This window comes from Rhodoferax sp. (assembly GCF_039922535.1).
Taxonomy (GTDB): Bacteria; Pseudomonadota; Gammaproteobacteria; order Burkholderiales; family Burkholderiaceae_C; genus Rhodoferax_B.
In genome coordinates this window covers 1-10,806 of record NZ_JBDTEM010000109.1, presented here as the reverse complement: position 1 = coordinate 10,806, position 10,806 = coordinate 1, and the positions used below count along the sequence as shown (strand labels likewise).

General features: G+C 64.8%; 13 protein-coding genes and 1 pseudogene. 3 read left to right on the top strand and 11 right to left on the bottom strand.

What is annotated here, in order from left to right; genetic code table 11:
* Nucleotides 1–310: 310 nt before the first annotated feature.
* The 3 genes from ABI213_RS05165 to ABI213_RS05155 form a co-directional block, all read right to left on the bottom strand.
* Nucleotides 311–937 carry a DUF4145 domain-containing protein gene (locus ABI213_RS05165; protein ID WP_348005020.1) on the bottom strand — a complete coding sequence of 209 codons (627 nt, stop codon included), beginning with the start codon at nucleotides 935–937 and terminating at the stop codon, nucleotides 311–313.
* Nucleotides 938–1,234: 297 nt separating this feature from the next.
* Nucleotides 1,235–1,744, bottom strand: coding sequence for a GNAT family N-acetyltransferase (locus ABI213_RS05160; RefSeq protein ID WP_348005019.1), 510 nt, complete (start codon nucleotides 1,742–1,744; stop codon nucleotides 1,235–1,237).
* Between the two features lie 29 nt (nucleotides 1,745–1,773).
* Entirely contained in the window at nucleotides 1,774–2,661 is an 888-nt protein-coding gene (locus ABI213_RS05155; protein ID WP_348005018.1) for a LysR family transcriptional regulator, read from the bottom strand.
* 109 nt (nucleotides 2,662–2,770) lie between these two features.
* Here ABI213_RS05155 and ABI213_RS05150 point away from each other — a divergent pair, with 109 nt between their 5' ends.
* On the top strand, nucleotides 2,771–3,370 hold the full coding sequence (locus tag ABI213_RS05150) for a short chain dehydrogenase (RefSeq protein WP_348005017.1): 600 nt from the start codon (nucleotides 2,771–2,773) through the stop codon (nucleotides 3,368–3,370).
* Nucleotides 3,371–3,377: 7 nt separating this feature from the next.
* Here the strand turns inward: ABI213_RS05150 and ABI213_RS05145 are convergent, their stop codons facing one another.
* Nucleotides 3,378–4,052, bottom strand: a complete 675-nt coding sequence (locus ABI213_RS05145; RefSeq protein WP_348026305.1) for a YkgJ family cysteine cluster protein — start codon at nucleotides 4,050–4,052, stop codon at nucleotides 3,378–3,380.
* 248 nt (nucleotides 4,053–4,300) lie between these two features.
* Between ABI213_RS05145 and ABI213_RS05140 the strand changes: the two are divergent.
* Nucleotides 4,301–4,522, top strand: a pseudogene (locus tag ABI213_RS05140) (ATP-binding protein); the annotation flags it as partial.
* Between the two features lie 27 nt (nucleotides 4,523–4,549).
* Here ABI213_RS05140 and ABI213_RS05135 read toward each other — a convergent pair.
* The 3 genes from ABI213_RS05135 to ABI213_RS05125 form a co-directional block, all read right to left on the bottom strand.
* The gene (locus ABI213_RS05135) at nucleotides 4,550–4,939 is read right to left on the bottom strand and encodes a surface-adhesin E family protein (RefSeq protein WP_348005015.1); all 390 of its coding nucleotides are present in this window, start codon (nucleotides 4,937–4,939) and stop codon (nucleotides 4,550–4,552) included.
* A gap of 65 nt (nucleotides 4,940–5,004) precedes the next feature.
* A complete protein-coding gene (locus tag ABI213_RS05130) occupies nucleotides 5,005–5,430 on the bottom strand; it encodes a GNAT family N-acetyltransferase (protein ID WP_348026303.1) in 426 nt (141 codons plus the stop codon).
* A 102-nt stretch (nucleotides 5,431–5,532) separates the two neighbouring features.
* Nucleotides 5,533–5,967: a hypothetical protein gene (locus ABI213_RS05125; protein ID WP_348026301.1), complete on the bottom strand. Its 435-nt coding sequence runs from the start codon at nucleotides 5,965–5,967 to the stop codon at nucleotides 5,533–5,535.
* Between the two features lie 204 nt (nucleotides 5,968–6,171).
* Between ABI213_RS05125 and ABI213_RS05120 the strand changes: the two genes are divergently transcribed.
* A complete protein-coding gene (locus ABI213_RS05120) occupies nucleotides 6,172–7,371 on the top strand; it encodes a class I SAM-dependent methyltransferase (RefSeq protein WP_348026299.1) in 1,200 nt (399 codons plus the stop codon).
* Nucleotides 7,372–7,496: 125 nt separating this feature from the next.
* On the opposite strand, the gene ABI213_RS05115 is transcribed toward ABI213_RS05120, so the two are convergent.
* The 4 genes from ABI213_RS05115 to ABI213_RS05100 all read right to left on the bottom strand — a co-directional run bounded on the left by ABI213_RS05115 (nucleotide 7,497) and on the right by ABI213_RS05100 (nucleotide 10,744).
* Nucleotides 7,497–7,946 carry a GFA family protein gene (locus ABI213_RS05115; protein ID WP_348026297.1) on the bottom strand — a complete coding sequence of 150 codons (450 nt, stop codon included), beginning with the start codon at nucleotides 7,944–7,946 and terminating at the stop codon, nucleotides 7,497–7,499.
* Nucleotides 7,947–8,053: 107 nt separating this feature from the next.
* Entirely contained in the window at nucleotides 8,054–9,292 is a 1,239-nt protein-coding gene (locus ABI213_RS05110) for a voltage-gated chloride channel family protein (RefSeq protein WP_348026295.1), read from the bottom strand.
* Nucleotides 9,292–9,981: an SPOR domain-containing protein gene (locus ABI213_RS05105; RefSeq protein ID WP_348026293.1), complete on the bottom strand. Its 690-nt coding sequence runs from the start codon at nucleotides 9,979–9,981 to the stop codon at nucleotides 9,292–9,294. Before ABI213_RS05105 ends, ABI213_RS05110 begins: the two co-directional genes overlap by 1 nt.
* Before the next feature lie 4 nt (nucleotides 9,982–9,985).
* Nucleotides 9,986–10,744 (bottom strand): biotin--[acetyl-CoA-carboxylase] ligase, encoded by a 759-nt coding sequence (locus ABI213_RS05100; protein WP_348026291.1) that lies wholly within the window; start codon nucleotides 10,742–10,744, stop codon nucleotides 9,986–9,988.
* Nucleotides 10,745–10,806: the final 62 nt, after the last annotated feature.

The window sequence follows — 10,806 nt, the reverse complement described above, 5'->3', positions numbered from 1 at the left end:
AGGACATTGCCTGCGGCTGCCAGGGAAAATTCAGGCGATAACCGCATTTGCTGTCGCAGGCGGCTTTGGGCCCATTGCGGCCCATCGGGGCTCCCTCATACCGGTCGTTCAGATTGGTAGAACTGGATGACCGCTTACTGGCATCGGTGGCCGGCGGCAACAAAAAGGGGATTAAGAGCAAATTGAGACACTCTTTGTCTACAAGCGCCTGGATACAGCTGTAACCATCATTGCCACTAGACCTGAGGCGCTCGCAAAGCCTCTGGCCCTAGCCAAAGGTGCCATTTCAAGGGTAGAAAGAGCCAGCAGCCTATCGCCTGCTTTTGACCTTGCGAAATACTGGCCTAGCAGGCACCGTTTTCGCCACCTCGTCAATCTGCGCATCATGGAAGTAGATGGACTCGATCAGGTTTTCGGCCAAATCCACCATGGCAATCACATCGTTCGTGGTGGGAAGGTGAGCCCTATGGATCACAGCGCTACCAGCATCCAGAACTTTTGCGATGCGTTCCTTCTGCCTATTTGAGATATGTCCCTCAGTTGCAAAGGCGTCGAGGTTCTGTGCAAAAGTTCCCTTATCCCCGACCTTGTCTGTCATAACCGATTCAAGCAAAGCCCTAACGCCCATCGCAGCTAGTCTTGGCATTCCGTTTTGCATGGCCTTGTAGACCTCGGACAGCAGCTCAACCAGTGTTTTATGGATGCCATCCATAATGCTTTCCAGCAAAAGTTCGCCCATCCATTTGGGCTTACGCCGGAAGGTAGCTGGAGGGTAGTAGCTGATCGTTTCATCCGAATGTGAGCCTCCCTCCACGAGCCGCATTTTTACGTCGTCGCACCCGCGACACTGAATGGTTGAATAGATTGCAGACTCGGAAAACATAACTTCGCCGTCGTCGTCGTCCTCTGTCCACAGCCGTCTTTTGGAATGCAGCACTTCGTGTGCCGTAGGGCCTGAGCACGTATTGCAATGGGCCTGGATTATTTGAGTGGTTAGCATTTGTTTGCGCGAATGTAGGCTTGTATGCCCCATGCTATTGAGTTATTCACAATTGCAAGTTTTTTAAAGAATGAATTTGTGCTTCGCGACTTAACGATACGAAGCGACCGCTGCAATGCTGATGCGCAACGTCTAAATCCATAGCTTGCCTACTTCCGCGAATGTCCGGTTCTGACCGAATGGAGCCGCCCACAAAAGCAGCCCCATCCACTTTTCTAGAAAGCCAAAGCCAACTCACCGCACCCCCGGCGGCGCCGGATGCAGCCGCGCCATCGCATGTGTATCCACATACTGGCCATGCCGCAGGGCATACGCACGGTGCGTGCCCTCCAGCACAAAACCATGGTTCTGGTACAGGCGCTGGGCGGCGGTGTTGTCGGCGTAGACGGTGAGCTCCAGGCGCAGCAGGTTCAGCCAGTTGTCGGCCAAGTCGATAGCGGCCTTCAGCAAGGCCGTGCCTATGCCCCGGCCGTGCAGGTCGTCGCGCACGGCCATGCCGATGCCGGCCACATGGGCGCGGCGTGGGTTGGGCACCGGGTGCAGACCCAGGTTGCCTACCACCTCGCCCTGCACCACGGCGACCAGCATGCGGTCGTGGGTCGCCATGCCGGCCAGCCGCTGCTTCCACACCTCGCGCGACTGCAGCGGAATCTGCATGGTGCCGGCAGCTGCCAGCGGCTGGGCGTAGATGTGGGCGATGGCGGCGTAGTCGTCCTGCTCGGCGTGGCGGATGGTGGTCTGCATGCAGTGGATTCGATGGGGTGGAATGCATCTTAGCTTTGCCCCAGCGCCTGCAGCACGTGGTCGATGAAGCGGCTCAGTTTGGGCAGTTGGCGTCGGTCCGGCAGGTAAACCAGGTGCACCGGCCGGGCCATGGGCACGCAGTCTGGCAGCACGGCCACCAGGCGGCCACTGGCCAGGTCGTCGGCCAGCAGCACCTCGGGCTGCAGCACCAGGCCCAGGCCTTGCAAAGCGGCGATACGCAGGCTGTCGCCCTGGTTGCACACAAAGCGCGACTGGTCGGGCCAATCCACGGTTTGACCGTCCTCGCTCAGCAAACAATCGGTGCGGTTATGCCATACCGCGTGGCGCAGGCAGGTGTGCTGCGCCAAGTCGGTGGCCCGCTGCGGGCGGCCATGCCGCTCCAGGTAGGCGGGTGCCGCGGCAATCACCATGCGGTAGGGCTGCAGTGGCCGCGCCACCAGGCCTTCGTCGACCACCGGGCCGATGCGCACCGCCACGTCAATGCCGTCGCCGGCCAGATCGACCCGCCCGTCGCTGAGCTGCAGGTCCACCCGCACCTGCGGGTTGTCCAGTAAAAACCCGGCCACCAGCGGAGCGATCACCTGGTTGCCCAGGGTCGTGGGCGCGCTGACCCGCAGCAGGCCTTGCGGCGCAGCCCGGCTGCGCTCGACCGCCGACTCGGCCCAGCGCACCTGTTCCAGCACGCGTTTGCAGTCCTCGTAGAAGCTGCGGCCCACATCGGTCAGGCTGTGCTGCCGGGTGCTGCGCTGCACCAGGCGCGCGCCCAGGTGCGTCTCCAGCAGCTGGATGTGCTTGCCGACCATCACCGCCGAAATGTCCAGCTGCCGGGCCGCTGCGGCAAAGCTGCCACCTTCAACCACGGCCACCATGACCTCCATGTTGCGGAATTTATCCATCGCTATTCCAAACCTGTGCTTAGTAGATAGCGAAGTATTCACTACTTTATGTAGGTCTGCATTTGCAAAACAATCGAGGCCTCTCTACTTCTGAACCCAGGAACACCCCATGAAAATCCTCTTGATCGGCGCCAACGGCACCGTAGGCCAAGCCGTACAAGCCAACCTGGCTGCCCGCCACACCATCGTCAGCGTCGGGCGCAACAGCGGCGACTACCGGGCCGACCTGGCCCAACCCGCCAGCCTGGAGGCCCTGATGGAGCGCGTGGGCAAGGTGGATGCCATCGTCAGCGCTGCGGGCAATGTGCACTTCGGCCCGCTGGGCGAGATGACGGCCGCGCAGTTCAACATCGGCCTGCAAGACAAGCTGCTGGGCCAGGTGCAGCTGGCCTTGCTGGCCCAGCGCTACCTGAACGACGGCGGCTCGGTCACGCTGACCAGCGGCATCCTGTCCACCGAGCCGATCCGCTTTGGTGCCAGTGCCTCGGCCGTGAATGCCGGTATCGAAGCCTTTGTGGCCGCCGCCGCTATCGAGCTGCCGCGCGGCCTGCGTATCAACGCCGTCAGCGCCACAGTACTCACCGAATCTTTGCCGGCCTATGGCCCGTATTTCGCGGGCTTTGAGTCGGTGCCCGCGGCGCGCGTGGCCATGGCCTACCAGCGCAGCGTGGAGGGTGCGCAGACGGGGCGGGTGTACCAGGTACGGTAGGCCGGGTCTAGGCGGCGCCGAACACCGGATCGCCCCCTAGCCAGCGGCTGGCCGCCGACGGGTCGTGCAGGGCTTGCAGCACGGCCTGCACCAGCTCTTGCGGCTCGGCGTCCAGGCCGTGCTGGCGGTAAGCGGCGGCGGTGCCCAGCTGCAGCGCCTCGGCCTGCAGCACCAGTTGCAGGCTTTGCGGAATCTGCGCGGCATCGCTGCGGCAGGCCCGCACATCCTGCGAATGGGCTTTGCGGCAGGAGGCGGGACGCAGCGCGTAAATCGAGCACAGCTGGTCGACCAGAAACGGGCAGGCCGGCTGGCGGCTCCAGGGTGCCGCGCCCTCGGCCTGCACAGCCTGGTGGGCCTGGAGGCGCGCTATGGTCTGCGCCTGCTGTTGCGCCGAGCCTGCGGCAATCGCGCCGGCAATCAACAAGATTTCAGGCGCCATCGCCTCGACCTTGGCTTGGCAGCAATGGCTGCAACCGGCCGCGCAGTCGAGCTGCACACCCTGCTGCTGCGCCGCGGCCACCACCTGGTCCACCCCTTGCTGCATAAACCGGACAAACGCCACCACTGCCGTCGCACCCGGTTGCGCTTGCAGCTGGCGCAGCGCGGCTTGCTGCACGTTGGCCACGGACTGCAGGAAGGCGGCTTGCTCAACGGGCTCCAGTGCCATGGGGGTCGGCGTCATATACATCTGCCCTGGGATAACGACTCAAAATTTATATGCAATCGGCCGCTTGCGCATACAGCATCTGCGCAAGCCGCTATGTTTTCGATAGTAAACCAGCTTAGCCGGTAGCCGTCCAGCGGCAGGCGCCGTCGGGCCCTACGTCGATGCCGGGGTTTTCTACAAACGCCGTGCCCTGGCCGGTGCGTTTGTTGGTGTAGACGAAGCGGTTGATACGCGCCCTGGGTTTCCACCTCGTAGCTGCCCACGGCCCCGGCATCCCCGAGGCCGAGCGCGTGCTGGTGTTCCAGCCCTTCTGCCGCGCCCTGGGCACCGAAGCCGACGGCTCCGGCCTGGGCCTGTCCATCGTCCAGGAAATCGCCCGCCAGCACAGCGCCGAAATCACTTTGGAAGATGCCCATCCTGGTGCCACGCCGCCGGGCATGCGGGTGGCGGTGCGGTTTGCGCGGGCAGGGGCTAGGGAGTCGTGAAGCTGCTGCCGGGGGCGATACATCCGCTCAAGGATGCCCGCACGCCGCATCCACCACCCGCTGCATGATGGTTTTGGGTGCCACCGCGTTCCAGCTCATGGGGCCATGCTCGGAATGCACCATCTGGCCTTTGCCCATGGGCTCGGGGTGCTCGGACGCATAGATGCGGCGCACCCGGCGGGCATTGCAGTCGACTTCGATCTGGTCTTTGGACGAGGCAAACGGCCCGCCCGCGCCGACCTGCGGCGTGGTGTGGTCGCGCAGAATCCAGACCATCACGTTCGCGCCCACCTTGGGCGGAATGGCCGAGTCGATGTAGTACACCGAGGCATCGCTGGTGGCGATGCGCACCCAGTCGGCCAGCACCGGGCCGCAGGCCAAGGCCCACAGCAGGGGCAGCAGTGCAGTTTTTTTCATAGTTTGGATTGTGGCCAGCGTGCGGGCCGGGGTCTTGCGGCAGGTCAAAGGTTTAGAAACGTGTTTTAGGACTGCAGTATCTGCATCATCCGTTCCGGCTTGGCCAGGGGCTGAAAACCAAACTGCGCATACAGCCCGTGCGCATCGGCCGTAGCCAGCAGAAAGCGGCGCAAGCCCTGCAGCTCCGGGTGGGCCAGAATGGTTTGCACCAGCCATTTCGACAGGCCCTGGCCCCGGTGCGCCTCCAGCACATACACATCGGCCAGGTAGGCAAAGGTGGTCTTGTCGGTCACCACCCGCGCAAAACCCACCTGCTCCACGCCGTGGAACAAGCCAAAGCACAGCGAGTTCGCCGCCGCCCGCTGCACCCGCTCGAATGCGATGCCGGGCGACCAGTAGCTGCGCGTGAGGTAGGCGTGGACGGCGGCCATGTCCAGGCAGGCGGGGTCGGTGGCTATGCGGTAGGCACCGCGTTGGCAAGACGTGTGCATGCAGAAATCCCCCTTTTCATTTCGGCTAAAAATATAAGAAAAATCGGACTCCAGCGCATATACAGACTGCGCAAGAAGCTATGGTTTTGATAGTGTTTGAGGCTAGCCCGTGGCCGTCCAGCGGCAGGCACCGTCGTCTCCCACGTCAATGGCGGGGTTCTCGGTAAACGCGGTGCCCGGGCCGCTACGTTTAGGGGTGTAGACGAAGCGCTCGATGCGTGCGCCTTGGGTTTCCACCTCGTAGCTGCCCGCGGCCTGGCCACCGACCATTTCCAGCCAGACGGTGGTGAACGCAAACGGTCGGCCGGGTGCCGTTTCCACGTGCGACTCGCGCAGGCGCACCAGGCTGATGGGGCGGCTGTGGACCCCGTAGCGCACGAAGCCGCCGCTCCAGCCGCTGGTGTCATCGCCCACGGTGCTGAACTGCAGCTGGATGGGCCTTTTGCCGCCCTCGGCGACCAGGCAGCGGGTGGTAAACACACCGGCATGGGCCGCCGGGGCCAGTGCGGCCAAGAGTACGGTTAACAGTGCGGTCAACGGCAGAAATCGCATGGTCCCAAGTCCCCAGGGTGGTGCAAACGAACACTATACCGTTGACGCAATGGCCTACATATTTATAAGAAATAGGCCGCCAGCGCAGATCATACCTGCGCAAGCAGCTCTTAAAAACGCAGCAAAACCGCTGGCCTGCCGGGTACGTGCTGCAGGCCGTTGCGGCCCATCTGTTAAAAGCACCCGACTATGCCTACCCCTATTGCCCCCTCTCTTGTAGCTTCCGCTGCCGATAGCACCCTCCACTGGACCGAGGCCGACCAGCCCCAGTCCGCCCACTGGCGCTCCGAGCGCGGCGCGCCCGCCCCCAAACGCGTGGTGCTGGCCGACGACACGATGTCGGCCGACACCGCCTACCGCCTGGCCTGCGAGGGCACGGCCCTGCTGTGGCGCGGCGATTTCCACAACGCCCGCCAGCTGCTGCAGGCCATTGCCCGGCGCATCGACAAAACCCCGGCGCGCAAGCAGCGCAAAGCCCCCAAGGAAGCCGCCGCCCCGGCCGAGGCCTTCCACCTGTACCGCCAGGCCCAGGCCCAGCGTGCGCGGGTGCTGAACATGCTGCTGCTGCCGGTCAACGCCGACTACACCATCCCGCTGCGCCGCGCGCCCAATGTGCACGCCGCATGCCTGGCGGCCTGGGGCCCGGCGGATGCCGCGGCGGGCCCGTCGGTCATCACCCTGCGCGAGCTGCAGGGCCTGACCAGCACCCACGAATGGCGGCGCAAGGGCCTGGAGATCCCGGCGCTGGGCGAAGCCCCGCTGAACCGCATCCACCCGCACTACGGCGTGTTTTCGCCGGTGCGCGGCGAGTACATCGACCTGGTGGCGAAGGCCCCCTTGCCGGTGGCGGGCGTAGCTTTTGACATCGGCACCGGCACCGGTGTGCTGGCTGCTGTGCTGGTGCGCCGTGGCGTGGCCCAGGTGGTCGCCACCGACACCGACCCCCGCGCCCTGGCCTGCGCCCGCGACAACCTGGCGCTGCTGGGCGTGGCCCAGCAGGTGCAGGTGCTACAGACCGACCTGTTCCCCGAAGGCCAGGCCACGTTGATCGTCTGCAACCCACCCTGGCTGCCCGCCCGCCCCGGTTCCCCCATCGAACACGCCGTGTACGACGAAGACAGCCGCATGCTGCTGGGCTTTTTGGCCGGGCTGAAGACCCATCTGGCACCCGGCGGCGAGGCCTGGTTGATCCTGTCCGACTTCGCCGAACACCTGGGCCTGCGCACCCGCGACGAGCTGCTGGCCGCGTTCGCGACCCATGGTGTGCAGGTGCTGGGCCGCCTGGATGCCAAGCCCGTGCACCCCAAAGCCACCGACGCCAACGCCCCGCTGCACGCGGCGCGGGCAGCGGAGGTGACGTCGTTGTGGCGGTTGGGGGTGGTGGGTTAAGGTGGTGCTATGTAAGGGATAGCTGCTGCCGCCCGTTCCGTATGGGCTGGGAGGCAGTTTGAGTGGTTTTATCTCAACCTGTGGCCCAAGCGTACCGCCATATGCCGCTCCACTTGAACGAGGACTTAGTCCGCACTGCAGCAGCCAGAACCGGGCTGTGCATTGGGCTCACCTTGGGTCTTGCGGTCTGACATATGGTTCATGCCATTGCTGGTGGGGACTGGGCCAAGCTCAAAGGGATTGACACCCTCAAGACAGGCGACGTTGTAGCCATACTCGTTGGGATTGGAGCGCCGCTGGTGGTGTGTGTAGATGCCGCAGGTGCCGCAGAAGAAGTGCCTTGCCGTCATGGTGTTGAAGCGGTACTCCTTGAGCGCGTCTTGGCCTTTCAGGATGCGCAGGCCGCTCAGCGGAACGGCGGCGGCAATTGCGCCTCTTTTTCCACACATGGAGCAGTTGCAGCGGCGTGGATCGACGATTCCGTCGGGCAAGTCCAGTTCGAGGACGACCGCCCCGCAATGGCAACTTGCCCGATGCCGGGCATGGATCTCGGTGGAGCCGACTTTTTTGACCATGGGGAATATGTCCAGTGGATGTGTGCTGCTTGCTGCAATACGGAACCGGCGGCCACTATAGCCGGGACAGGTCGCCTCGTATGTGCACAGCCTTGGCGATTGGCAGCCTACCGCCCCGGCTTGGCCACATCCACCCGCTGGGCCTTGTAAATCCCCTTGTGCCCTGAAAAAAGATAGCTGACCACGCAGGCCACACCTGCGTAAACACCGATTTCGGACCCAAACAGTTCCATGGCCATCAGCGTAGACGCAATCGGCGTGTTGGCGGCCCCGGCGAACACCGCTACAAAGCCCACCCCGGCCAGCAGCGCAAACGGCAGGTGCAGTAGTGGGGCCAGGGCGTTGCCCAGCGTGGCGCCGATGTAGAACAGCGGGGTCACCTCGCCGCCCTTGAAGCCGGTGCCCAGCGAGGCCACGGTAAACGCGAACTTGGCTGCAAAGTCGTAGGCTGCCAGCGGTTGCTGAAAAGACTGGACGATGGTGGGGATGCCCAGGCCGAGGTAGGGATCGGACAGGTTGGGCCCCAGCCACCAGGCGGCGCTGGCCACCACGCAGCCGCCGATGAAGGGGCGCAGGGGGCTGTAGCGCACCTGTTGTTGCATCCAAGCACTGAGGGTGTGCGTGCTGTGGGCAAACAGCTTGCCGGTGAGGCCAAACAGGGCCCCGGCCAGCACCATCGCCACCAGGCCCCAGGCGGTAATGGTGGCAGCGGCGGGCAGGTTGGCGATGGCGTAGTGCGTGTGGTGCACGCCCCACAGCAGGCCCACCTGGTCGGCCACGATGGCGGCCACGATGCAGGGCCACAGCGCGTCAATCCTTAAACGGCCCAGCGCCAGCACCTCCAGCCCAAACACGGCCCCAGCCAGCGGCGTGCCAAACACCGAGGCAAATCCGGCGCTGATACCGGCCATCAAGATCAAACGGCGGTCATCGCCGGTCAGCTTGCACAGCCGGGCCAGTTGGTCGGCCAGCGCGCCGCCCATTTGCACCGCCGTGCCTTCGCGCCCCACCGACGCGCCGAAAAGGTGCGACACCACGGTGCCGAACAGCACCAGCGGGGCCATGCGCAGCGGAATGGTGCTGCGCGGGTCGTGGATTTCGTCGATCAGCAGGTTGTTGCCGGCCTCCACCGACTGGCCAAAGCGCAGGTACAGCCAGCCCACGCCAAAGCCGCCCAGCGGCAGCAGCCACAGCAGCCAGCGGTGCGTGAGGCGGGTCTGGGTGGCCCATTCGAGTGCAAACAAAAAGAAGGCCGATGCCGTGCCCGCCAGCACCGCCACCGCGCAGGCCAGGCACAGCCATTTGGCGAGGTAGAGCAGGGTGGCGGGCCGCTGGAGCAAGGCCATCAGGCGGGACAGGTTTTGAGGGCTTTGCCGCCCAGCGCCGGTTTCAGCGCGTCCAACTGGGTTTTCAGCGCCGCATCCACGCTGGGCAGCTTGAGCCGCATGCCGTGGGTTTCCAGGCGCTCGGCCACCACGTGGGCGGTGCGCACGCCGTGCTGGGTGACCTCGCCCAGCAGTTTGTTGGCCGCGGCTTCGTTGTCAAAGCTGCCCAGCGACAGGCCAGGTTCCAGGTTGGCGGGCGCGGCCTCGAATTTGATGCGCATGCCGCGCAGCTCGGCCTTTTTGCGCTCTAGCAGGTCGGCGCTGGCGTAGCGGCCCATGTAGACCATCCAGCGGCCCGGCTCCACGCCGGGCTCCATCGACCACGTCCCGGCGGGCAGGGCATCGCCCAAGGTTTTGGCCAGTTGGGTGCCACGCGCCACGTCAAACAGGCCTGCGGTCAGGCATTCGGCGGGCTCGGATAGATTGGCTGGATTGGCGGGGGCGCTGGCCACCGTTTCAGCGGGTGCCGAAGCCGCTGCTTCACTGTGCGGTGGCACCACCACCACCAGTTCAGGGTGGATTTGCTGCGCCAGCCGCTGCGGCTCGGACACCGGCGCGGGGGCCAGGCCGTAGGCCGCCAGCAAGCCTTGCGACCAAGCGAAAAACACGCCGTTGGCCAGCAGTAGAAATAAGACGATGCCGCGCAGCATGGGCTCAGTCTGCCGCTGGAGTGGGGCGCACGCTGACTTCGGCGCTGGTCACCGTCTGCATACCGTCGGGGGTTTGCACCTGCAGGCCGCCCATGGCATCGACGCCGCGCGCCATGCCCACGGTGCCGTTGCTCAGGGTGACGGCGCGGTCCAGCAGCAGGTCGCGCTGGGCAAACTGGGGTTGGAACGGGGCAAAGCCAGCCAACTCGAAGGCTTTCAGGGCTTGCACCAGCGGGGCGGCGATGCGCAGCAGGGCGGCACCGGCATCTAGGCCGGGCAATACCTCTTGCAGCCAGGCTGGGGGCGTGGACAGGCCCCCAGCTTCCCGGGGCGCAATGTTCAGGCCAATGCCCACCACGGCTACGCGCTGGTCGCCCAGGCCCGCCGTTTCGATCAAGATACCGCCCAGCTTGCGGCCCTGCAGCCACACGTCGTTGGGCCATTTCAGCTGCAGGTCGGGGTGCAGGCTTTGCACCACGCTCACGCCCACGGCCAGCGACAGGCCCGACCAGTCGGCGGGGGCCAATGGCAGCGCCAGCGAAAAGGTCAATGAGTCGCCGACGGCGCTGTGCCAGTCGCGCCCCAGGCGGCCCCGGCCTGCGGTTTGCTGTTCGGCCACCAGCAAGGTGGGTTCACTGTGCCCGGCGCGCACGCGGCGCATCAGTTCGCTGTTGGTGGAATCGACCTGCGGCAGCACCTCGACGGTGAAGTCGGGCAGCAGCGGGTAAATGGCTTCCCAGATGGACTCGGCGGGCCAGATCATTTGCGTAATTTGCTGATGCGGCGCTTGGGGGCCAGCAAGGTGCCGCGGCAGCTGGGTGCGCC

Excerpts from the sequence above, each read along its gene's own strand:
- ABI213_RS05100 (WP_348026291.1), bottom strand. The coding sequence starts at position 10,744 with ATGATCTGGCCCGCCGAGTCCATCTGGGAAGCCATTTACCCGCTGCTG.
- ABI213_RS05115 (WP_348026297.1), bottom strand. The coding sequence starts at position 7,946 with ATGGTCAAAAAAGTCGGCTCCACCGAGATCCATGCCCGGCATCGGGCA.
- ABI213_RS05105 (WP_348026293.1), bottom strand. The coding sequence starts at position 9,981 with ATGCTGCGCGGCATCGTCTTATTTCTACTGCTGGCCAACGGCGTGTTT.
- ABI213_RS05155 (WP_348005018.1), bottom strand. The coding sequence starts at position 2,661 with ATGGATAAATTCCGCAACATGGAGGTCATGGTGGCCGTGGTTGAAGGT.
- ABI213_RS05135 (WP_348005015.1), bottom strand. The coding sequence starts at position 4,939 with ATGAAAAAAACTGCACTGCTGCCCCTGCTGTGGGCCTTGGCCTGCGGC.
- ABI213_RS05120 (WP_348026299.1), top strand. The coding sequence starts at position 6,172 with ATGCCTACCCCTATTGCCCCCTCTCTTGTAGCTTCCGCTGCCGATAGC.
- ABI213_RS05110 (WP_348026295.1), bottom strand. The coding sequence starts at position 9,292 with ATGGCCTTGCTCCAGCGGCCCGCCACCCTGCTCTACCTCGCCAAATGG.
- ABI213_RS05150 (WP_348005017.1), top strand. The coding sequence starts at position 2,771 with ATGAAAATCCTCTTGATCGGCGCCAACGGCACCGTAGGCCAAGCCGTA.
- ABI213_RS05130 (WP_348026303.1), bottom strand. The coding sequence starts at position 5,430 with ATGCACACGTCTTGCCAACGCGGTGCCTACCGCATAGCCACCGACCCC.
- ABI213_RS05145 (WP_348026305.1), bottom strand. The coding sequence starts at position 4,052 with ATGACGCCGACCCCCATGGCACTGGAGCCCGTTGAGCAAGCCGCCTTC.
- ABI213_RS05160 (WP_348005019.1), bottom strand. The coding sequence starts at position 1,744 with ATGCAGACCACCATCCGCCACGCCGAGCAGGACGACTACGCCGCCATC.